Origin of the sequence: uncultured Sphingomonas sp. (assembly GCF_946477935.1) — a bacterium.
GTDB lineage: Bacteria > Pseudomonadota > Alphaproteobacteria > Sphingomonadales > Sphingomonadaceae > Sphingomonas.
The window spans coordinates 1-19,386 of sequence record NZ_CAMLAC010000023.1; the positions used below are offsets into that span (position 1 = coordinate 1).

The following is a 19,386-nucleotide window of genomic DNA, read 5'->3' on the forward strand; positions in this document are numbered from 1 at the left end:
ACATAGCAGAAAAAGGCCGGAAAACTCCGCACCACCCGCCCGCTCATCACCAGCAACCGGCATTTGTACGATCCGGGCGGCAGCGCGGCATGATCCAGTGCTGCGTCGCTGCGCAGCAGGTCGCCTTCGCTGGCCACCGTCGCCCGGCCGCGCCGCTCCAGCGCCGCCTGCGCCGCTTTCCACCGTGCGGGCAATCCCTCCAGCCGCAGGGCATCACCGGGTGTGATCGTGCTGCGCCAGGCGGGCTCCTCCTGCGAGGTGACGACCGGCGTCACCTCCGACCGCACCGGTGCCTGCCGCCCGCCACAGGCCGCCAGCATCCCGCACAGGCCGATCCCGATCCACCGCATCATGTTCCCGCCCCCTCGCACCACCAATCCCGGCGGATGCCGATACAGACGTTAACGAATGGTTAGGGCAACCCCGCCGATCGGGGTAGTCCGCATCACCAGTGCGACCGGCGATCCGTGAACGGCGCGATATCGGTATGCGGCTGTTGCGGTCGACGCGCCGTTCCTTGCGCATAGGGTTCGATGGCGACCGCGGCGAAGCCGGCATAGCGCATATCGGTTTCGGGCGGCATGGCGCAGCCTTCCCCCGCCACCGCCATTTCCACCTGATCGATGCCACCGGTCTGCAGCGCGTTGCGCACGGTCCGGAAACGGTCCCAGGCGATCTGTCGCCCATTCTCGTCCCGCGTCTCCAGCGGCACGCAGACCAGCGTCGTGCCCTCGGCCCACGCGGCGCCTTCGGGCGTCATCGCGTCCAGCACCGGGCGCTGATTGGGATGGAGTTCGGCCACCCCGCGCGAGAAATAGACCTTGCGGATGCCCGGTGCCACGGGCGGCGGCGCGCCCGCCGGACCCGCAGCCTGCAACGCCATCATCACGAGACCGACGATCATCGCATCATGCTCCTTCGCATCCTCCAACGAAGGATAAGCGATTCCGGCCCTGATTCCCAGCGGCGCCCGGCCGATCAGTCGCCGGTCAGGATGCGATCGACCAGTTGCTTCACGGAGGGGACGAAACCGTTGGAATAGAACGGATCACGCTTGAAGTTATACGCGGCATGGCCGGCAAACATCAGGTTGCTTTCCACATCGCCGCCATGCGCGATCTCCTGCAACGTCTTCTGGATGCAGAAGCTGCGCGGGTCGGCGAGTCGTCCGGTCGAGTTCGTCTCGGTGTCCGCCCAGCTCGAGAACAGGCACTGCGACAGGCAACCCATGCAGTCGGCCTGATCCTTGCGGATCTCCTTGGTCTCCTCCGGCGTGACGAAGACCAGCGTGTTGTCCGGCGTCTTCAGCGCGGTGGTGAAGCCATGCCCGAACCATTCGCGCGCGCGCAGCAGATCGTTGCGCGTAACCCAGAAATTCTTGCCCTTCACGCCCACGTCCAACTGGAAGACATGGTCGCCCGCTTCCTGCGTCGAAAAGGCGATCTGCCGGTCCGACCGCGCTTCCAGGTTGCGCAGGAAAGGATTGCGCACCGCCGACGAATAGAATCCGGTCGGGCTGAACCGGTGGAGCAGCACGTCGCCCTCCTCGATCGTCATCAGCCGCGCCTTCCATTCCTCGGGAATCGGGCTTTCGCGGGTGAGCAGCGGGCGGGTGCCGAACTGGAAGGCGATGCGCCCCAGCTCGGGATTGTCGATCCAGTCGTTCCAGTCGCGCAGGTACCAGACGCCGCCGGCCATCACGATCGGCACCTCGTCCGAAATGCCGCCCTCGCGCATCGTGTCGCGCAGCGCCTTGACGCGGGGGTACGGATCTTCCGGCTTGAGCGGATCTTCGGCGTTGGACAGGCCGTTATGCCCGCCCGCCAGCCAGGGGTCTTCATACACCACGCCCGCCAGCCACTCGGCCGCCTTGGAATAGGCACGCTTCCACAGCGCGCGGAACGCCCGGCCCGACGACACGATCGGCAGGTAGCTGACCTGATGCTCGGCGGCGATCTCGGACAGCTTGTACGGCATGCCCGCACCGCAGGTCACACCGGCGACCAGGCCCTTGGTCCGCTCCAGAACGCCCTGCAGCACGCGCTGCGCGCCGCCCATTTCCCACAAAACGTTGATGTTGATCGCGCCGTTGCCGCCGGCAATGTCCCAGGCGCGCTTCACCTGCTGCACCGCGCCCTCGATCGCGTATTCGATCAGTTCCTCGTGCCGCTCGCGCCGGGTCAGCGCGCGGTACACCTGCGGGATGATCTTGCCCTCGGCATCGTAACTGTCGGCATTGACGGCCGAAACCGTGCCGATGCCGCCCGCCGCCGCCCAGGCGCCGGCCGATGCGTGGTTCGTCGCGGCCACACCTTTGCCCCCTTCGACGATCGGCCAGACTTCGCGGCCGTTATACAGAATGGGGCTAAGGCCTTTGAACACGACGACACCTTATGGGGGACAGCAAAGCCTCCATATAGCGATTGCGTCGCGTCGTGCGAGCGAATTGCGACTCACCTGTAATGGAGGCAGGAACCCCCGGGGGCCACGAAGCGCTTGGGGCTGCATGTCCGACACCGGTCTAACCGCGCGCATCCGCAAGAACATCGTCCTGCTCGGCGCTCTGGTCGCCAATCTGGGTATCGGCATCGCCAAGTTCGTTGCGGCCGGGATCACCGGATCGTCATCGATGCTGACGGAGGGCGTCCATTCCGTAGTGGACAGCGGCAACCAGGTGCTGCTGCTCTACGGGCAGAAAAAGGCGCGGCGCGCGCCGGACGCAGTCCACCCCTTTGGTTATGGCCGCGAACTCTATTTCTGGGCCTTCGTCGTCGCCATCCTGATCTTCGCGATCGGGGCGGGTGTTTCGATCTACGAAGGCATCCGCCACATCCGCACGCCCGAACCGCTGCGCGATCCCACCGTCAACTACATTGTCCTCGCCCTCGCCTTCGCTCTGGAAGGCGCGTCATGGACCATCGCGGTGCGTGAATTTTCAAAGGCCAAGGGGGATACCGGCTGGTGGCGCGCGATCCATCAGTCCAAGGATCCCGCCGGTTTCATCGTGCTGTTCGAGGATTCGGCCGCGCTTGCCGGACTCGTCATTGCCGGCATCGGCGTCTGGGCCAGCCATGCCTATGCCGATCCGCGCATCGACGGCGTTGCTTCCGTCCTGATCGGCCTGATTCTGTCGGCCGTCGCAGTGCTGCTCGCGCGCGAGGCCAAGGGGTTGCTGATCGGCGAACGCGCCGATCCCGTGGTCGTGGAGCGCATCCGTTCGCTGGTCGATGCCCAGCCCTGGATCACCCATGTCAATCACGTGCGCACCGTTCACACCGCGCCCGACAGCATCTTTGCCGCGATCAGCGCCGATTTCGTCGATGACCTGCCGATGGGTGAGGCGGAAACCCTGATCGAGCATCTGGAAGACGCTTTGCGCGCTGCCGTACCAATGCTCTCGTCCATCTATATTCGCCCCGAAAAGCGCGAAAATGCCCCTCCGCTTGGAAGCCGGCCTGCGATATGATGGGGCATGCGCCCGCTCCTTCGCCTGCTCGCCCCCCTGCTGCTCTGGCTGGCATCGGTGGCGCCGGCGCAGGCAGCGGTCACCATCACCTTCTGGAGCCATGAGCTCGGCAACAGCTTCCCGCATACCTTCTTCAGCCTGCGGGGCGTCGCCGACGCGGGCGGCCCACCGGTCGACAGCTATTTCGGCTTCACCGCCCGCTCGGTCAGCCCGGCACTTCTGTTCGGCTCGGTGGCGGGTCGCCTCGATCGCCCGACCCCTGGCTATGTATCCGGCAGCGATGCGCAATTCTCGGTGGTGATGACCGACGCGCAATATGCCGACATTCTGGCGCTGATCGCAGGCTGGAGCGAGGATACCGGCGACAGCCGCTACGATCTGGGCACGCGCAACTGCATCCATTTCGTCAAGGAGGCGGCCAGCCGCCTCGGCCTGACCGGGCTCGATCATCCCAGGCTGATGCGCAAGCCCCGTTCCTATCTGAAGGCGGTGGCGGCGGCCAATGCCGGCCGCGTCACGCTGATCGGCCGGCACGGCAAGGATCACCTCGCCACGCTGCCGCCGATCGGGGCGCCGGCTCAACCGGCGGGCACGATCTCCATCACGTCCAGCAGCGACTCGTAGGCCGGATAGGGCATCGCGATCCGCCAGCGCTCCGGCCCGACCCGCTCGACGATGCCGACCACGTCGCGCGCACGGTCCCGGCCATAGGCCAGCGGCCGCGTCTCGTCCGCCAGCATCAGCGTTCCCAGAAACACCGCACGCGCATCGGTGTCGGCATAGAACCGCCCCGCAATCCGCTGCGACCCGTCCAGCTTCACCAGCCGGCTGCCGCCCTCCGACACCCGGCAGCGAAAGAAGGGATAGGCGACGTAGCGCAACTGCGTCAGGCCCTTGGCGCCCAGCTTGATCGTGCGGCAGCGATAGTCACCGTCGGGCAGGTTCGGATCGGCCAGCGCCCGGTCGCCATCCGCCAGCGCGCCCAGCGCGACGGCTGCCCCGACATGCTCGCTGGCGCGTACCTGCGCCATCGCCTCGACCCATGCGTCGTGCCATCGCCGCAACCGTGCCCGGTCCGCCTTGGTGGCCACCCGCCGCCAGTCTGCCCGATCCGCCGCCACGGCGCCCCCCGCAACCATCAGCAGCGCCGCCCCCAGGACTGCCCTCATGCCGCGGTCCAGCCCCCGTCCATCGACAGGTTCGCCCCCGTGATCGAGCGCGCCTCCTCGCGACACAGGAACAGCGCCAGCGCCGCCACTTCCTCGCACGTCACGAACTGCTTCGTCGGCTGCGCGGCCAGCAGCACGTCGCTCATCACCTGCTCCCGGCTCATCTTGCGCGCCGCCATCGTATCCGGGATCTGCTGCTCCACCAGCGGCGTCCACACATAGCCCGGCGATATGCAATTGACCGTTACCCCGTCGGTCGCCACCTCCAGCGCCACCGTCTTGGTGATCCCCACCACCCCGTGCTTCGCCGCGACATAGGCAGACTTGTTGGGGCTGGCGACCTGGCTGTGCGCGGACGCGGTGGAGATGATCCGCCCCCAGCCCTTGGCACGCATGTGCGGCACGGCGGCGCGCATCATGTGCCATGCCGCGGCCAGGTTGATCGCGATGATCGCATCGAACTTGTCGACCGGAAACGTATCGATCGGCGCGACATGCTGGATGCCGGCATTGTTGACGATGATGTCGCACGATCCCGTCTCGGCCACCGCCTGCTCGACCATCGCGGCGATCTGCTCGGGCTTGCGCATGTCCGCCGGCACGTACAGCGCCGCTGCCCCGCTCGCCTCCGCCAGCCTGCCGCGCTTCTCCTCGATCGCCTCCGCCTGGCCAAAGCCGTTGATCACAACCGCGGCGCCTTCTCTGGCCAGTGCCTCGGCGATCGCGAAACCGATCCCCGATGTCGATCCGGTCACGATCGCCGTCTTGCCCTGCAGGAACATGCCCATCCCCCTCGTACTTCCCTCGATCCGGCGTCAGCATGACGCGAACGCATCGCCTCGTGCAACCGTCGAGGCCAGTCAGGGGTTCATCACGCCAACGCAACTTTCGTCAGGGAATAAGGGCGCCCATGCGGCTCGACGATTATGACAACGACATCAATGTCGGAGAGGCGCAGGGCGGCGGCGGATTCGGCGGCGGTGGCGGCGGCCTGCTGTTCGGCCTGTTGCCGCTGATCGGCAGCCGTTTCGGCTGCGGCGGCATCGTGGTCGTGCTGATCATCCTTGCCGTGCTCGGCATGAACCCGCTCAACCTGCTCGGTGGCGGGGGCCAGGTCGGCGCCCCGGTCAGTCGTGGCCCCTCGACCGGCACCGAGGTTCGCCAGGTCTGTGACGCCACACCCGCGCGGCGCGAAACCTGTCAGGCGTACAGCAACGCGCAAAACACCTGGGAACAGATCTTTGCGCAATCGGGCCAGCGTTTCGAGGCGCCGATGCTGCGTTTCTACACCGGCTCCGGGCAATCCGGTTGCGGGGCGGCGCAGTCCGCCATGGGGCCGTTCTACTGCCCGTCGGACAATGGCATCTATCTCGACACCAGCTTCTTTGACGAACTGGCCAACCGCTTCGGCGCGCAGGGCGACTTCGCGCGCTATTATGTGATCGCGCATGAATTCGGCCATCACATCCAGCATCTGCTCGGCACCTCGACCGAGGTCAGCCGTGCGCAAGCCAGCGCCGGCCGCGCGGAGGGCAACGCGCTGTCCGTCCGTCTGGAACTACAGGCCGATTGCTATGCCGGTGTCTGGGCCGCCCGCAATCGCAACCGCCTGGAACCCGGCGACATCGAGGAAGGCATGACCGCCGCCCGCGCGATCGGCGACGACACCCTGCAACGCGAGGCCAGCGGCCGGGTCGTTCCCGACAGCTTCACCCATGGCACCTCCGAACAGCGCATGCGCTGGCTGCGCCGTGGCCTTGAAACCGGCGACCCGGCACAATGCAACACGTTCGACGCCGCGATCGGCTAAGGACATCCTGCGCAGGTGGTGCGTCAGCGATGATTTTGATCACGAGATCGACCGGCCGCATTCATGCCGCCGGCCCGTTTCGTCGCGCGGTCTCGATCATTTCCGTCCAACGCGCCTGATGCTCGGCGGCCTTCCGGCGGTGCCATTCCTTGCGACGCCGCCCCCGCTGATGGCGACGGCGCCCAAGAACAATCGCACCAGCACCGGCAAGCAACATGCCGCCGGCAACCGTCTCAACAATCGTCCATTTCCCCCACCCAGGCAGTCCGGGTGGGCGAATACAGCATTTCAGGTAAAGGCGGATCTAAGTTGTTTTACAAAATCCTTCCAGATCGCATTCACAACTTTATCAACATTTTCCCCGTGTTACCTCCTGAGAACAGAGACAAAAATGCTCTGGGAGTGGCATCAATCCCTTCAAACACGGTTTCCTGACGCTGCAAGGCGCCATTCTTTACCAGATCACCCATGTCCGCATAGAACTCACCCGCGCGATCCAGATAGTCGCTGACGATAAATCCCTGCATTCTTATGCGCTTGCCGATCATCTGCGCCAAATGCCGGAGGCTGGTCGGCTTGGCCTCGTTATACACCTCGATCATTCCACAAATGGCGAAGCGTGCACGCAGCCGCGCATGGGCCAGCGCCGCATCCAGATGATCGCCACCGACATTGTCGAAATACACATCGATCCCCTTAGGCGCCGCCTCGCCGAGTGCCTCGACGAGCGGCCGGCCGGATTTGTAGTCGACCACCGCATCCGCGCCGATCTCGCGCACCCATGCGCATTTCTCCGCGCCTCCGGCCGAACCGATCACGGTCATGCCCTTCGCCTTTGCCAGTTGCACCACGGTCGAACCCACCGCGCCGGCGGCGGCGGAGACGAACACCGTGTCGCCTGGCCGGGCCTCGGCCACCGTCAGCAGGCCGAAATACCCCGTCATTCCCGGCATGCCGAGCTGCCCCAGAAACGCTTGCGGCGCGACGTCGATCGGCGGCAGCGCCTGAACCTGATCGCCGGGCAGAACAGCTTCGTCGCGCCAGCCCGCCATGTGGCTGACCATCGTGCCGACCGGCACCGAAGCGACCCGGCTTTCCACCACTTCGCCCAGGGCATGCCCTTGCATCGGCTGGCCCAGCTCGAACGGCGGAACGTAACTCTTCACGTCGTTCATCCGCCCCCGCATATAGGGATCGACCGAGAGCCAGCGATTGGCGACACGCACCTCTCCTTCCTCCAGGCGAGCCGATGGTTGCTCGACCAGCGCGAAGTCACTCGGCTCGGGTAGCCCCTTCGGCCGGTTCGTCAGCGTCCATGCCTGTGCCATTGCGGTGTCTCTCCTGCTCGTTCGTGCGCGGCAATCATGCCGTGTGCTTCAAAAATCAAAAAGGCCCGGGCGCGCGGCCCGGGCCTTTTCCTGAACATCCCGGCGGCGCACCACCGGGTGAGCCCACCGGATCAATAGGTGCCGGAGAAGCTCTTGTTCAGCCCGTGCGAACCACCCTGCCCGGTCTGACCGGATTGTCCCGTCGGATCGGCCTGCCCCGTCTGGTTCGACTGGCCGGTCTGGTTCGACTGGCCGGCCTGGTTGCGTCGACCATCGGGGCGATCCCCGAACAGCGCCTGCGCATCTTCCTCGTCGCGCCAGTGCTTCTTGGCCTCATCCGCGCTCTTTGCCAGCGTCACCTTGGTATCCACGGTCTGCAACCAGCGCGACGGGATGGAGTGATGGCGACCACCGGCATCGCTGTCGTTTTTCGTCAGCAGGATGCGATCACCGCGCACCTTGTCGACCGTGCCGACATGCGTCCCGTCGGAGCCGACCACGTCCATATGCTCGGTCACCTTGCCCAGCAGGTCGCGCTGTCCTTGGCGCTGCGTGCGCCACGTGCCGAATTCGTTTTCAAATTTCGAGCGGTTCTCGCTGCGATATTCGTCATAGTCGCGGTCGAGCGCGGCAATCTGCCCCGATCGCCAGCTATGATAATCATTGTCGCGCTCGGCATAATAGCGCTCGTCGTAGCGCGAATCCGCTTCACGCCGACGCTCGGCTTCCTCGTCGCCAAACCAAGAGCGGACCTCGTCCCCGGCGCGGGCCATGAAGCCGCGTTCCTCATAATCATAGCCTTGCGGCTGGCGACCATAACCCTGCGATTGACCACCGCCGCCACGATAATCCTGCTGGCTGCGATAGCGCGAGTCCTGACCATATCCGCCGCCGCGATAATCGCTGCGCGCCGGGCCGTAATCCTCTCCGGCGAAGCGACGATGCCCATCACCGCGCGAGCCTTCGTCGCGCACGCCGTAGCGCTCGTGGTTGCGGTAACCGCCATATTCACCGCCACGGCCGTAACCGCGCTCGCCACCGCCGAAGCGGCTGCCCTGATAGTCCTGACCCCGGTAATCCTGACCTCGATAGTCCTGGCTCCGATGATCCTGGCTCTGACCATATCCGCCGCGATCGCGCTGGGCATAACGCTGGTGCCCATAATCGCGCGCGCCATAGCCTCGACGGTCGTCGTCGAACGACCCGGCAGCGTCATAATCGCGCGCGCTGGAATAGGTGTAATCACGACCCGATCCATAGTCGCGACCATAGTCGAAATCGCGGTCGTCCCGGTTACCGGTCCGCGAATTGCGGTCGTACGGCATGGTATCCTCCTGATATTCGGTCCTACGGCATCCGCCGTGCTGTAACGGCCCGGTCGGATATTCCAGGATGAACAAGGGTCGAGGCGGATGATGGTTCCCGATCGCCCGGACGAGCCGGTCCACCCCAGCGACTAAATCTGGATCAATACCCAGATCCCGCCGTCATCGGGGAAAATGCAAAGCCCATGAAAGTGCTGTTGCATCGCCTGATCCGGCTCGCTAAGGGCGTCTGCTCCAGCCTTCAAAGGCCGGACCGGGGCGGGGCCGTAGCTCAGATGGGAGAGCGCTGCAATCGCACTGCAGAGGTCAGGGGTTCGATTCCCCTCGGCTCCACCACCCCCGCTTTTCAGACTTCCCCGACGTCAAACCTCTGTGACGGAATTGCGCGCCCAATCCGCCACTTCGCGCGTTCCCCTGCCATGTCCGATGCCATCCCGGCCGCCACCCTCATCCTGATGCGCGACCGTGCCGACACGGCGCCTGAAATCCTGATGGTCGAACGTGCCGCGACCCTCGCCTTTGCCGGTGGCGCCCTGGTGTTTCCCGGTGGTCGCGTCGATCCCGCTGATCGGGCGCTTGCCGACGGTCATGGTCTCCCCGCCGACGAAGCTGCCGCACGCATCGCTGCGATCCGCGAGACCATTGAAGAGGTTGGCATCGCCGTGGGGCTGCACCCCGCTCCCGCCGACCTGTCCGGCCGCCCCACACTTGCCGCACTGCTTGGTTCAGCCACACTTGACCTCGCCGCACTGATCCCCTTCGCCCGCTGGCGACCGGACCATGCACTTGCGCGCATCTTCGATACCCGCTTCTACCTCGCTTGCCTGCCTGCCGATGCGCCGCCGCCGGAGCCGGATGGCGCGGAAACGGTGCGCGCTTTCTGGACGACGGCACAGGCCGCACTCGACGACGCCGACGCCGGCCGGGCCACCCTCATCTATCCCACCCGTCGCACGCTGGAGCGCCTCGCCCGGTTCGGCAATTTCGCGGACGCCGCCGTTGACGCTGCACGGTATCCCGTCCGCACGATCACGCCCTTTGTCGATCACCGCCCCGACGGCCCCTGGCTCTGCATTCCGCAGGATTGCGGCTACCCGGTCACGGCGGAACCTCTCGCCGCGGCGGCGCGCGGTTGATGCGCGCGCTGCGCCGGACGATCGCCACACTGGTCATTGGCGCCATCGTCATCGCGCTGCTCTTCGTCGCCTGGGGTATATTGCGCGGCCGGCCGCAGGATCTGCCCTGGACGCCGCTCGATCTTGGCGCGCCGGTCGGTCTGTTCACCGGGCGCAAGCTGACCGCGCTCGGAGATGATTTTCCGCAATGCCGCCGCCTGCTCGACAAGGCCGGCATCCGCTACACCGTCCTGCCACCGCGGCGGGACAGCGCGCAGTGCGGCTATGACGATGCCGTCCGTCTGACCGGGGAGGGCGCACAGCGCATCGGCTATCGCCCCGCCGGGCTGGGCATCGCCTGCCCGGTCGCGGCGGCGCTCTCGGTCTGGGAATGGACCGTGGTCCAGCCCGCCGCACAGCAGCATTTCAGCAGCCGCGTCACCGCGATCGACCATTTCGGCAGCTACAACTGCCGACGCATTTCCGGGCGGGACAGCGGCACATGGAGCGAACACGCCACCGCCGATGCGGTCGATATCGCCGGTTTCCGCCTCTCCGACGGACGCCGCATCACCGTGGCGCGCGACTGGGCCGGCGAGGACGCGGATGCCGCGTTTCTCCGGCAGGTTCGCGACGGTGCCTGTCGATTGTTCGCCACGACGCTGTCACCCGACTATAACGCCGCCCATGCCGACCATCTCCATCTCGACCAGGCCGATCGCGGCACCGCCGGCTGGCGGGCGTGTCGCTGACTGAAAGCTCCCTTATGCCCCCCTCGCGTTCCTACGCCGCCTTCCTGTTCGACATGGACGGCACCCTGCTGAACAGCATTCCCTCCGCCATCCGCGCCTGGACCCGCTGGGCACAGCGCCATGGCCTGTCGGTCGAACACGTCCTCTCGATCATGCACGGCGTTCGCGCTGTCGACACGATCCGCCGCCTCGCCCTTCCCGGCGTCGATCCGGTGGCGGAGGCTGAGGCGCTGACCCTGGATGAAATCGCCGATGTCGCCGACGTGGCGGAGATTTCGGGCGCCGCCGCGATGCTGGCGACACTGCCGCCCGATCGCTGGGCGCTGGTCACCTCCGCACCGCGTGCATTGGCGCAGGCCCGTTTCGCCGCCGCCGGCCTGCCCTTCCCCGCCCGCAGCGTCACGGCAGAGGATGTCTCACGCGGCAAGCCCGCCCCGGATGCCTTTCTTCTGGGTGCCCACCGTCTCGGCGTTGCCCCCGCAGACTGCCTTGTCTGGGAGGATACGCCCGCCGGCATCGCCGCCGCCGAGGCTGCAGGCGCCGACGTGATCGCGGTCACCGCGACCCATGCCACACCGATGGTTACACCTCACCCCAGCATCGCGGATTATCGCGGACTATCCATCATCCAGGACGCCGGTGGCCGACTGATGTTGGAGCGCGGCCACTGGGCCTGAATACCCTCAGTTCGCCAGCGATGTACCCGAATCCACCTTTTCCACCCAATGCGGGAAAAAGGCCGGCTGTCGGTTCGACCAGCCCGACGCCGTCGCTGCCGCCTCGCTGATGGACTGGAGCAGCTTGCGCCGCAATTCGGGGTTCAGATGCGGCAACGCGGCCGCCGCGCAAAAGGCCGCGGGCAGCCATGGCCGCACCTCTGCCCCGATCAGCCGCTCGTACAGGAAGCGGAACGCCGCAAAGCTGGTCAGCCGTCCCTGTCCCAGATCGAATGCCGCCAGCGTGATCAACGGCGCCAGGAACGGCTCGGCCGCCTCCAGTCCACTATCCCCCGGAAGGCCGCGGCGAAGTTCGGGCAGCGCATTGTACAGCCGCGCCTGCGCCCGGATGCTTGCCGCCTCCACCACGTCGCGCGACCAGCGCAGCATCGCGTCCTCGCGGTCCAGCCCGATATCGAGCGAGCGGCGGATATATCGCTGGGTCGCCGCGCCGAAGCCGGCGAATTCCTTCATCTCGGCCAGCGTCATCGCGCCTTCCGCCGGTCTCATTCTCGATCCCATGTGCATCACCCCGCCCGCTCGATCATCGACCGGATGATGATGCACCAGGACGGTTAACATGATCCTGAACGGCCATCACCGGCCTGTCATGAAAGGATCACGGAACGCGCTGCGCCGCAACAAAGATTGCGACGAACCGAGGCCGCCGCAATCTCGTACATCTGCAATGATGCTAAAGGGCAACAACCGATATGTCAGCCGTCCTTCAGGCGGCGCTCCGCGTCTGCGTCATAGCCTGACGAGGGCGCCGGCCCATGATTGTGCACCGGCTGGGTCGAGGAGGGCGGATCGCTGGCATCCATCGACTCGTCCAGTCCGGCGTCCAGTCGGGCATCCCGGCTTTCGGGATCGCGTGCCAGTCGCTTGCCGATCGAGCGGTCGCGCCCGGCATCCTGCCGTTCGTTGCGACCTTCGTTGTTGCTGCCATTGGTGGGTTCGATGTCGTCGCTGCTCATGGCGCACTCTCCATGTGAATACTTGTGTCGCACGGAGAACGATCAAGCCCAATCGCCGTTCCTCCTGATACGGATCAGCGCAGTTCGCGCACGGCAACCGACTGGCCGTACATCACCGCCTCGCCCCAGATCGTCATGAAGGCGATATCCGTGGCATCGCGGCCGACGGCGACGCGGGCGATATCCTGGCACGATGCCATGCCCGTCGCATCGACCAGCCGCCATGCGCCGTCCAGCCACAGCTCGGCCACCGCATGGAAATCGGGCGGGTCGACACCGGGAGCATAGGCCGAGACGCAGCGCGCCGGGATCGACGCCGCCCGGGCCAGCGCCACCAGCAGATGCGCATAATCCCGGCACACGCCCGATCGCATCGCGAACGTGTCCAGTGCCGTCGTCACCCCGCTGCTCGTCCCCGGCCGGTAATGCAGCGCCGCGCGCACCCAGTCGGCCAGTGCCTGTGCCAGCGCCCCGCCGGACAGGCCTGCAAATTCGGCACGGACAAAGCCCTCGAACCGGTCGGACGGACAATATCGGCTCGGCATCAGATAGGCGACCAGGGCGCCGGGAAGCGCGCGGACCGGGGTCTCGGGATAATCCGCCAGCACCACCGCCGGTCGCTCCACCTGCACCACGGCGCGATATTCGGCGACCAGCCGCCCCTCGCCCCGCGCCCAGCACCGCTGCCCGATGCCGTCCTCGCCCGGCACGGCGGTGATGGGCGTATCGGACCATAGGACGAGCGACTCCTGCTCGATCCGCTGATCGGCCATCGCCGCGGCCTCCACCTGCAACAGCACGTCCGCGGGCTCGGCAAAACCATAGTCGAGCCGTGCTTCGATCGACAGCCGCATCGCCCTACCCCCAAAAAGAAAGGGCCCGCCGGGGTCGTCCCGACGGGCCCTGATCGCTCCGTTATCCTTCGCGTCAGTCGCGATTGCCACCGAATAGGCGCAGGATGAACAGGAACATGTTGATGAAGTCCAGATACAGGCTCAGCGCCGACATGATGACCACCCGGCCCTGCATGTCGGTGCCGCGGACCTGATAGTACATCTCCTTGGTCCGCTGCGTGTCATAAGCGGTCAGCCCTGCGAACAGCAGCACGCCGACCGCGCTGATCACCAGACCCATCGGGCCCGACTGCAGGAACATGTTGATGATGCTTGCAACCAGCAGGCCGACGACACCGATGATCAGAAAGGTGCCGAACACCGACAGGTCACGCTTCGTGGTATAGCCGTACAGGCTGAGCGCCGCGAAACCGGCCGCGGTGGCGAAGAACGCCTGCGCGATCGCCAGTGGGCTGTAGACCAGGAAGATCGTCGACAGCGACAGACCCATCACGATCGCGAACGCCCAGAACAGCATCTGCATTGTCGAGGTCTTCATCCGCATCTGCCCGAAGCTCAGCGCGAGCACGAAGCCCAGCGGCGCGAACATGATGACGTATTTCAGCAGCCCGCCGCCCATGAACACCTGCGCGGCCGGGCTCGACGCACCGCCCCACGCGAACAGCAGCGCGACGATACCCGTCAGCAGCACACCGGACGCCATGTAGTTGTAAACGGACAGCATGTACGAGCGCAGACCCGCGTCGACCGCGGTTGAGCCCGTCTTGTTGGCGGTGGTTCCGAACGGCGCGGCGCTCGGCCGTGGATCAGACCAGTTAGCCATGGTGAAATTCGCTCCTTTGCCCGGCAAGATGCCGGTTGATCGAAATATCGCTCTGCTGACGACTCTTTTCAAGCCGCCCGGTTCCGCCGCACCCCCCAGACATATTTTGTAACAGCCGCACCCGGATCGAAGGCCCGGATCGACGGCGGTCCCGATCGCGCCTACTGTTCGGCCATGCTGCGTCTCTTTGTCGCCCTGCGCCCCCCTCTCGCCATTCGCGACCAATTGATGGACGTGATGGACGGCGTACCCCATGCCCGCTGGCAGGAGGATGAGCAGCTTCACTGCACCCTGCGCTTCATCGGCGAGGTGGAGCGGCCGGTGGCGGAGGATATCGCCGCGTCGCTGGCGCAGGTCCATGCCCCCGTGCCGGTGGTATCGCTGGCCGGCGTCGGCGCATTCGACCAGCGCGGCCGCGTCGACACGCTCTGGGCGGGATTGCACCCGGTCGATGCGCTCACCCATCTTCATCGCAAGGTCGATCACGCCTGCGTGCGGGCCGGCCTGCCCCCCGAACGCCGCGCCTATCGCCCGCACATCACGCTGGCGCGCTTGTCCCGCTCCGCCGGCACCGCCCCCGAGATCGCCGGGTGGCAGGCCCGGCATTTCGCCCTGTCCAGCGCCCCATTTCCTCTCCCCCACCTCATCCTCTACCAGAGCCATCTCACCGCCACCGCCGCCCATTACGAGCCCGTCGCGCGCTGGCCGCTGGAACCGGGAACGAATACAATCGGTTCGCACGACGGGTCATCGACAAACGATATCAGGGAGTGACGACATGAAGACGCTGACGATCGCAACCACCGCCACGCTGCTGCTGGCGCTCACCGCCTGCAACGATGACCTGAAGACCGGAGCCCCCTTGCCGGAGGGCCGCTCGGCCACCGCGATATTGCGCACCGCCGCCGGGGCGGACGCCGGCCGCGCCACCGCGACCGAAGTGGCGGACGGCATCCGCATCACGCTCGATGCGGCGAACCTGCCCGCCGGCACGCATGGCACCCATGTTCACACCACCGGCCGCTGCGACGCGCCCGACTTCACCACCGCCGGGGGCCATTGGAATCCCACCGGGCGAAAGCATGGCACGATGAACCCGCAAGGGCCGCATCAGGGCGATCTGCCCAACATGATCGTCGGTGCGGACGGCCGCGGGACGATCGCGCTCACCGTTCCCGGCGCCACGCTGGCTTCCCTCCTCGACGCCGATGGTGCCGCGATGGTCGTCCACGCCACCGCGGACGATCTGAAGACCGATCCCGCCGGCAACAGCGGCGGCCGCATCGCGTGCGGCGTGTTCCAGCCCGCCTGATCCGACGCGCTGCCTCCCCGTGATCGGGGAGGTGGCGCGCTCCAGGGCGCCGTCCCATCACCGTCACCCGTTCGTGTCGAGTACGCGATAGATCAGCTTCGCGGGAGCGTACCGAGACCGCGTATCGAGAAGAACGGGGGGACGATTTACCCTTAGGTCATCACGGTCTAATTGATCGACCGCCCACGGCGCAGCGTGCCCCGCTCCAGCCGGTCGAGCAGCGAATCCAGGCTCGGCGGCTCTGCCTCCTCGTCGATGCGCTGTTCGGCCGCGATCGGCATCGGTGGAGCGGTATCTTCCGCGACACGGCGAATGGGGGTCACCGCAAACGTCTCGATCCGCTCGATCTCCTCGGCCGACGGGAAGGTCGCGACATCGGCCGGCGGATCGATCCGGATGGTCGATGCCACCGAACCCGCCGGCGCCAGCGGCCGGACCGGCTCGCGCGGTACCGCCAGGATCGCGGACGGGTCGAACGCGGCAAGCGGCTGATCCAGATCCTCGGGCAGCGTCCGTTCCTCCGGCGGCGGCGGGGGCACGATGGGCACCTCCAGCTCGGCCGCGTTGAGCGGGCGGCGCGGCGGCGCATCGGGATGGGCATCGGCCCGGCGGATCTCGGGCAGATCCTCGTCGCTGCGTCGCGCGCGCGGCGCCAGCAACCCGCCTGTCCCCCATAGCAGGAACAGGGCGGACCAGACGATCGCCGCCACGCACCCGCCGCCCACCAACGCCAGCAACAGCCGTGCGGTCGATCCCAGCGGCGGGTTCGCCGCCGGTACCAGCGCCGCGATCCCGGCCTGGCGCACCCAGCTTTCCAGCGCCTCGGCCGGTGACGAGAAGACCAGCGCCACGACCGCCAGACCGGCGACCAGGCCGCCGGCGATCGGCAGATATCGGGTGGGGGCGGTGGCAGCCATCAGTGATCCATCGGCGCGGCGTCGATCAGCCGCTGATAGACAGGGGCATAGCGCGCAATATTTGACGACCAGTTACGCTCGTCTTCCACGAACTTGCGCCCCTTGTTCCGTCGTTCGTCCCATTGCCCGCGCGACGCCAGCAGTGCCGCCAGCGCATCGGCCAGCGCCGCCGGATCGTCGGGCGGGAACAGCGTGCCCGTCTCGCCATCGCGAATCAACTCGCGATGTCCGCCGACGTCGGATGCCGCGACCAGCCGCCGCTGCGCCATCGCCTCCAGCGGCTTCAACGGGGTGACCAGATCGGTCAGCCGCATCCGCTTGCGCGGATAGGCCAGGATGTCGACCAGGCTGTAATAGCGCTCGACCTCATCATGCGGCACGCGCCCGACGAAGCGGATCGCCCCGGCCACCGGCGATGCCGCCGCCTGGGCGCGCAACGCCGCCTCCATCGGGCCGCCGCCGACCATCAGCAACCGGGCGGAGGGCCGCGCCGCCACCAGCCGCGGCATCGCCGCGATCAGGTCGTCCAGCCCTTCATAATCGTAGAAGCTGCCGATGAAGCCGATCACCTCGGCGCCCTCCAGCCCCAGCGCGGACACCAGCGCTTCGTCCCGCGCCACCGGCGTGCCGAACAGGCCGAGATCGACGCCATTGGGCGAGACGGTCAGCTTGGCCGGATCGATCCCCCGCGCGATCAGATCGGTCTTCAGCCCTTCGCAGATCACCGCCACCGCATCGACACGGCGGCACGCCCATGTCTCCAGCGCGCGCGTGGCGCGGTAGCGTGCCGAGCCTTCACGGCCCGTGCCGTTGCCCACCGCCGCATCCTCCCAGAAGGCGCGAATCTCATAGACCAGCGGCAAGTTGCGCCGCCGCGCGACGATCAGCGCGGCCAGCGCGTCCAGCACCGGGGAATGGGCGTGCAGGATGTCGGGCCGGAACGCGTCCACCGCTGCCTCGATCCGGCTGGCATAGCGTGCCACGCCGCCGATCTCGCCGTGCCATCCTGCCGGCACCGGCCCTGCGCTGCGATAAAAGGTCAGGCCGTCCACCGTTTCCACCGCCTGCGGGGTATCACCCTGCCGCGGGCCGGTCACCGCCGCGACCTGCCACCCGCGCGCCTCCTGCGCCTTCAATATGGCCCGGGTGCGAAAGGTGTATCCGCTTTGCAGCGGCAGGCCATGGTCCAATATGTGCAGGATACGCATCATGGCCTTGTGAACGTCCCTGCCTTAACGCCGCGTCAATCCCGCACCGCTTACGGCAACACGGCTGGCGCCGGTATGGGGTGGGCGTGCAGCACGAGGGACCGGCATGATGGAGGCGCGAGGATGATCGACAATTTCGCGCTCGGCCTGACCCACGGCCTGATGCTGCTCGCGGCATGGCTGCTGCTCAGGCGTCCCGATCTCGACCGCGAGGATGATGCCGGCGGCCCGCCGGCCCGTTTCAAGCGGCGCCCCCCGCGTGCGTGACCTCGTCTTTATCGCATTTCTGGCGGCGCTGTTCGGCTTCGGATTGAAGCGGCCGTTCCTGCTCGTCCTGGTCTATATCTATATCGATATCGTCTCGCCGCAGCGATTAACCTATTATCTGCTGAACGCGGTGCCGATCTCGCTGATCGCGGTGCTCGCCGCGGTCGGTGGCTGGCTGTTGACCGACGACAAGCGGGGCTTGCGCATCGCCCCCCGCCAGATCCTGATCGGGCTGCTGCTCGTGTATTGCGGCATCACCACGCGTCTGGCCGATTTCCCGATCGAGGCGGCCGAAAAATGGGACTGGGTGTGGAAGGCGCTGGCCTTCGGCGCGTTCCTCCCGCTCACGTTGCGCACCCGGCTCAGGATCGAGGCGCTGCTGCTGTTCATGACATTGTCGGCCGGGTCGATCATCATCGTCGGCGGCATCAAGACGCTGGCATCGGGCGGCGGCTATGGCGAGCTGAACCTGATGGTGACGAACAATACCGGGCTGTACGAGGGCAGCATCATCTCGGCGGTGTCGATCACCATGATCCCGATCATCCTGTGGCTGGCGAAATACGGCACCATCTTCCGCCCGGACTGGCGCGTACGCACCTTCGCCTATGCGCTGGTCTTCGCGTGCCTGTTGATCCCGGTCGGCACCTCGGCGCGCACCGGCCTGCTCTGCATCGGCCTGCTCGCGATCCTCATGCTGCGCGACGTGAAGCGGCGCATGCTCTACCTCGCGGCGCTGGGCGTGGCCGGCCTTGTCGCCACCCCGCTGCTGCCGTCCTCCTATACGCAGCGTATGGAGACGATCAAAAGCTATCAGGGCGACGAATCCGCCTCCACCCGGCTCGCCGTCTGGGCATGGACCTGGAACTACGCCAAGTCGCATCCATTTGGCGGCGGGTTCAACGCCTATCTGCAGAACCGGGTCAGCTACGATCTCGTCGAGACCTCGGGCACCGCCGCCAACACGCAAACCGACCGCCGTCGCGCCCAGGACAAGGCCCGCGCCTATCACAGCAGCTATTTCGAGGTGCTGGGCGAACAGGGCTGGCCGGGTGTCATCCTGTGGCTGTCGATCAATATCGGGGGACTGATCCGCATGGAAATCCTACGCCGCCGCCACCGGGCCGAGGACGATCCGCTGCGCTGGGGCGGCGCGCTTGCCGGCGCGCTCCAGCATGGCCACCTGATCTACCTGCTCGGCGCCGCGTTCGTCGGCATCGCCTTCAACCCTTTCATCTACCAGTTGATCGGCGCGCAGATCGGCCTGGACACCTATCTGACGGCCAAACGCCGCGCCGCCACCCGGCGCACCTTCACGCGCCACGCCGCGCCCGCTGTCGCCTGATC

The 19,386-nt window shown here is 66.7% G+C and carries 23 protein-coding genes and 1 tRNA gene; 11 read left to right on the forward strand and 13 right to left on the reverse strand.

Going from position 1 to position 19,386, the window contains the following annotated elements; genetic code table 11:
* From Q0U08_RS04355 to Q0U08_RS04365, 3 genes are all read right to left on the reverse strand, one after another.
* A partial coding sequence (locus tag Q0U08_RS04355; protein WP_298089970.1) for a DUF4893 domain-containing protein occupies positions 1 to 353 on the reverse strand: 353 nt, incomplete at its 3' end.
* 92 nt (positions 354 to 445) lie between these two features.
* Positions 446 to 904 carry a hypothetical protein gene (locus Q0U08_RS04360; RefSeq protein WP_298089972.1) on the reverse strand — a complete coding sequence of 153 codons (459 nt, stop codon included), beginning with the start codon at positions 902 to 904 and terminating at the stop codon, positions 446 to 448.
* A gap of 74 nt (positions 905 to 978) precedes the next feature.
* Positions 979 to 2,382: a nitronate monooxygenase gene (locus Q0U08_RS04365; protein WP_298089974.1), complete on the reverse strand. Its 1,404-nt coding sequence runs from the start codon at positions 2,380 to 2,382 to the stop codon at positions 979 to 981.
* A 124-nt stretch (positions 2,383 to 2,506) separates the two neighbouring features.
* Here Q0U08_RS04365 and Q0U08_RS04370 point away from each other — a divergent pair, with 124 nt between their 5' ends.
* Both Q0U08_RS04370 and Q0U08_RS04375 read left to right on the forward strand, forming a co-directional pair.
* On the forward strand, positions 2,507 to 3,466 hold the full coding sequence (locus Q0U08_RS04370; protein ID WP_298089976.1) for a cation diffusion facilitator family transporter: 960 nt from the start codon (positions 2,507 to 2,509) through the stop codon (positions 3,464 to 3,466).
* 6 nt (positions 3,467 to 3,472) lie between these two features.
* Positions 3,473 to 4,090 (forward strand): hypothetical protein, encoded by a 618-nt coding sequence (locus Q0U08_RS04375; RefSeq protein ID WP_298089977.1) that lies wholly within the window; start codon positions 3,473 to 3,475, stop codon positions 4,088 to 4,090.
* On the opposite strand, the gene Q0U08_RS04380 is transcribed toward Q0U08_RS04375, so the two are convergent.
* Both Q0U08_RS04380 and Q0U08_RS04385 read right to left on the reverse strand, forming a co-directional pair.
* Entirely contained in the window at positions 4,045 to 4,635 is a 591-nt protein-coding gene (locus Q0U08_RS04380) for a DUF4893 domain-containing protein (RefSeq protein ID WP_298089979.1), read from the reverse strand. The two genes, Q0U08_RS04375 and Q0U08_RS04380, sit on opposite strands and share 46 nt — an antisense overlap.
* A complete protein-coding gene (locus Q0U08_RS04385) occupies positions 4,632 to 5,417 on the reverse strand; it encodes a 3-hydroxybutyrate dehydrogenase (protein ID WP_298089980.1) in 786 nt (261 codons plus the stop codon). The genes Q0U08_RS04380 and Q0U08_RS04385 overlap by 4 nt, the downstream gene beginning before the upstream one ends.
* A 128-nt stretch (positions 5,418 to 5,545) precedes the next feature.
* Between Q0U08_RS04385 and Q0U08_RS04390 the strand changes: the two genes are divergently transcribed.
* Positions 5,546 to 6,445: a neutral zinc metallopeptidase gene (locus Q0U08_RS04390; RefSeq protein WP_298089982.1), complete on the forward strand. Its 900-nt coding sequence runs from the start codon at positions 5,546 to 5,548 to the stop codon at positions 6,443 to 6,445.
* Positions 6,446 to 6,783: 338 nt separating this feature from the next.
* On the opposite strand, the gene Q0U08_RS04395 is transcribed toward Q0U08_RS04390, so the two are convergent.
* Both Q0U08_RS04395 and Q0U08_RS04400 read right to left on the reverse strand, forming a co-directional pair.
* A complete protein-coding gene (locus tag Q0U08_RS04395; RefSeq protein ID WP_298089983.1) occupies positions 6,784 to 7,773 on the reverse strand; it encodes an NADP-dependent oxidoreductase in 990 nt (329 codons plus the stop codon).
* A gap of 131 nt (positions 7,774 to 7,904) precedes the next feature.
* Positions 7,905 to 9,098 (reverse strand): DUF2171 domain-containing protein, encoded by a 1,194-nt coding sequence (locus Q0U08_RS04400; RefSeq protein ID WP_298089984.1) that lies wholly within the window; start codon positions 9,096 to 9,098, stop codon positions 7,905 to 7,907.
* 260 nt (positions 9,099 to 9,358) lie between these two features.
* On the opposite strand from Q0U08_RS04400, the gene Q0U08_RS04405 reads away from it, so the two are divergent.
* From Q0U08_RS04405 to Q0U08_RS04420, 4 genes are all read left to right on the forward strand, one after another.
* A tRNA-Ala gene (locus Q0U08_RS04405) sits at positions 9,359 to 9,434 on the forward strand.
* 83 nt (positions 9,435 to 9,517) lie between these two features.
* Positions 9,518 to 10,234 carry an NUDIX domain-containing protein gene (locus Q0U08_RS04410; protein WP_298089985.1) on the forward strand — a complete coding sequence of 239 codons (717 nt, stop codon included), beginning with the start codon at positions 9,518 to 9,520 and terminating at the stop codon, positions 10,232 to 10,234.
* A complete protein-coding gene (locus tag Q0U08_RS04415; protein ID WP_298089986.1) occupies positions 10,234 to 10,965 on the forward strand; it encodes an extensin family protein in 732 nt (243 codons plus the stop codon). Before Q0U08_RS04410 ends, Q0U08_RS04415 begins: the two co-directional genes overlap by 1 nt.
* 14 nt (positions 10,966 to 10,979) lie before the next feature.
* Complete coding sequence (locus tag Q0U08_RS04420; protein ID WP_298089987.1) at positions 10,980 to 11,642, forward strand: HAD-IA family hydrolase; 663 nt, start codon at positions 10,980 to 10,982, stop codon at positions 11,640 to 11,642.
* Positions 11,643 to 11,648: 6 nt separating this feature from the next.
* Here the strand turns inward: Q0U08_RS04420 and Q0U08_RS04425 are convergent, their stop codons facing one another.
* From Q0U08_RS04425 to Q0U08_RS04440, 4 genes are all read right to left on the reverse strand, one after another.
* Positions 11,649 to 12,203 carry a hypothetical protein gene (locus Q0U08_RS04425; RefSeq protein ID WP_298090003.1) on the reverse strand — a complete coding sequence of 185 codons (555 nt, stop codon included), beginning with the start codon at positions 12,201 to 12,203 and terminating at the stop codon, positions 11,649 to 11,651.
* 194 nt (positions 12,204 to 12,397) lie between these two features.
* Positions 12,398 to 12,658 (reverse strand): hypothetical protein, encoded by a 261-nt coding sequence (locus tag Q0U08_RS04430; protein ID WP_298089988.1) that lies wholly within the window; start codon positions 12,656 to 12,658, stop codon positions 12,398 to 12,400.
* A gap of 74 nt (positions 12,659 to 12,732) precedes the next feature.
* Positions 12,733 to 13,512 (reverse strand): transglutaminase family protein, encoded by a 780-nt coding sequence (locus Q0U08_RS04435; RefSeq protein WP_298089989.1) that lies wholly within the window; start codon positions 13,510 to 13,512, stop codon positions 12,733 to 12,735.
* A gap of 73 nt (positions 13,513 to 13,585) precedes the next feature.
* Positions 13,586 to 14,335 (reverse strand): Bax inhibitor-1/YccA family protein, encoded by a 750-nt coding sequence (locus tag Q0U08_RS04440; protein ID WP_298089990.1) that lies wholly within the window; start codon positions 14,333 to 14,335, stop codon positions 13,586 to 13,588.
* Between the two features lie 174 nt (positions 14,336 to 14,509).
* Between Q0U08_RS04440 and thpR the strand changes: the two genes are divergently transcribed.
* Together thpR and Q0U08_RS04450 are read left to right on the forward strand one after the other, a co-directional pair.
* On the forward strand, positions 14,510 to 15,109 hold the full coding sequence (thpR, locus tag Q0U08_RS04445; protein WP_298089991.1) for an RNA 2',3'-cyclic phosphodiesterase: 600 nt from the start codon (positions 14,510 to 14,512) through the stop codon (positions 15,107 to 15,109).
* A gap of 4 nt (positions 15,110 to 15,113) precedes the next feature.
* Complete coding sequence (locus Q0U08_RS04450; RefSeq protein ID WP_298089992.1) at positions 15,114 to 15,647, forward strand: superoxide dismutase family protein; 534 nt, start codon at positions 15,114 to 15,116, stop codon at positions 15,645 to 15,647.
* Between the two features lie 167 nt (positions 15,648 to 15,814).
* Here the strand turns inward: Q0U08_RS04450 and Q0U08_RS04455 are convergent, their stop codons facing one another.
* Both Q0U08_RS04455 and Q0U08_RS04460 read right to left on the reverse strand, forming a co-directional pair.
* Positions 15,815 to 16,564, reverse strand: coding sequence for a hypothetical protein (locus Q0U08_RS04455; protein ID WP_298089993.1), 750 nt, complete (start codon positions 16,562 to 16,564; stop codon positions 15,815 to 15,817).
* A complete protein-coding gene (locus Q0U08_RS04460; protein WP_298090004.1) occupies positions 16,564 to 17,772 on the reverse strand; it encodes a TIGR04063 family PEP-CTERM/XrtA system glycosyltransferase in 1,209 nt (402 codons plus the stop codon). Before Q0U08_RS04460 ends, Q0U08_RS04455 begins: the two co-directional genes overlap by 1 nt.
* A gap of 123 nt (positions 17,773 to 17,895) precedes the next feature.
* On the opposite strand from Q0U08_RS04460, the gene Q0U08_RS04465 reads away from it, so the two are divergent.
* Positions 17,896 to 18,039, forward strand: coding sequence for a hypothetical protein (locus tag Q0U08_RS04465; protein ID WP_298089994.1), 144 nt, complete (start codon positions 17,896 to 17,898; stop codon positions 18,037 to 18,039).
* Positions 18,032 to 19,384, forward strand: coding sequence for a putative O-glycosylation ligase, exosortase A system-associated (locus tag Q0U08_RS04470; protein WP_298089995.1), 1,353 nt, complete (start codon positions 18,032 to 18,034; stop codon positions 19,382 to 19,384). Before Q0U08_RS04465 ends, Q0U08_RS04470 begins: the two co-directional genes overlap by 8 nt.
* The last annotated feature ends 2 nt before the right edge of the window (positions 19,385 to 19,386 follow it).

Excerpts from the sequence above, each read along its gene's own strand:
- Q0U08_RS04395 (WP_298089983.1), bottom strand. The coding sequence starts at position 7,773 with ATGGCACAGGCATGGACGCTGACGAACCGGCCGAAGGGGCTACCCGAG.
- Q0U08_RS04410 (WP_298089985.1), top strand. The coding sequence starts at position 9,518 with ATGTCCGATGCCATCCCGGCCGCCACCCTCATCCTGATGCGCGACCGT.
- thpR (WP_298089991.1), top strand. The coding sequence starts at position 14,510 with ATGCTGCGTCTCTTTGTCGCCCTGCGCCCCCCTCTCGCCATTCGCGAC.
- Q0U08_RS04390 (WP_298089982.1), top strand. The coding sequence starts at position 5,546 with ATGCGGCTCGACGATTATGACAACGACATCAATGTCGGAGAGGCGCAG.
- Q0U08_RS04430 (WP_298089988.1), bottom strand. The coding sequence starts at position 12,658 with ATGAGCAGCGACGACATCGAACCCACCAATGGCAGCAACAACGAAGGT.
- Q0U08_RS04425 (WP_298090003.1), bottom strand. The coding sequence starts at position 12,203 with ATGGGATCGAGAATGAGACCGGCGGAAGGCGCGATGACGCTGGCCGAG.
- Q0U08_RS04360 (WP_298089972.1), bottom strand. The coding sequence starts at position 904 with ATGATCGTCGGTCTCGTGATGATGGCGTTGCAGGCTGCGGGTCCGGCG.
- Q0U08_RS04370 (WP_298089976.1), top strand. The coding sequence starts at position 2,507 with ATGTCCGACACCGGTCTAACCGCGCGCATCCGCAAGAACATCGTCCTG.
- Q0U08_RS04400 (WP_298089984.1), bottom strand. The coding sequence starts at position 9,098 with ATGCCGTACGACCGCAATTCGCGGACCGGTAACCGGGACGACCGCGAT.
- Q0U08_RS04420 (WP_298089987.1), top strand. The coding sequence starts at position 10,980 with ATGCCCCCCTCGCGTTCCTACGCCGCCTTCCTGTTCGACATGGACGGC.
- Q0U08_RS04385 (WP_298089980.1), bottom strand. The coding sequence starts at position 5,417 with ATGTTCCTGCAGGGCAAGACGGCGATCGTGACCGGATCGACATCGGGG.
- Q0U08_RS04440 (WP_298089990.1), bottom strand. The coding sequence starts at position 14,335 with ATGGCTAACTGGTCTGATCCACGGCCGAGCGCCGCGCCGTTCGGAACC.
- Q0U08_RS04435 (WP_298089989.1), bottom strand. The coding sequence starts at position 13,512 with ATGCGGCTGTCGATCGAAGCACGGCTCGACTATGGTTTTGCCGAGCCC.
- Q0U08_RS04450 (WP_298089992.1), top strand. The coding sequence starts at position 15,114 with ATGAAGACGCTGACGATCGCAACCACCGCCACGCTGCTGCTGGCGCTC.
- Q0U08_RS04460 (WP_298090004.1), bottom strand. The coding sequence starts at position 17,772 with ATGCGTATCCTGCACATATTGGACCATGGCCTGCCGCTGCAAAGCGGA.
- Q0U08_RS04380 (WP_298089979.1), bottom strand. The coding sequence starts at position 4,635 with ATGAGGGCAGTCCTGGGGGCGGCGCTGCTGATGGTTGCGGGGGGCGCC.
- Q0U08_RS04415 (WP_298089986.1), top strand. The coding sequence starts at position 10,234 with ATGCGCGCGCTGCGCCGGACGATCGCCACACTGGTCATTGGCGCCATC.
- Q0U08_RS04375 (WP_298089977.1), top strand. The coding sequence starts at position 3,473 with ATGCGCCCGCTCCTTCGCCTGCTCGCCCCCCTGCTGCTCTGGCTGGCA.
- Q0U08_RS04465 (WP_298089994.1), top strand. The coding sequence starts at position 17,896 with ATGATCGACAATTTCGCGCTCGGCCTGACCCACGGCCTGATGCTGCTC.
- Q0U08_RS04455 (WP_298089993.1), bottom strand. The coding sequence starts at position 16,564 with ATGGCTGCCACCGCCCCCACCCGATATCTGCCGATCGCCGGCGGCCTG.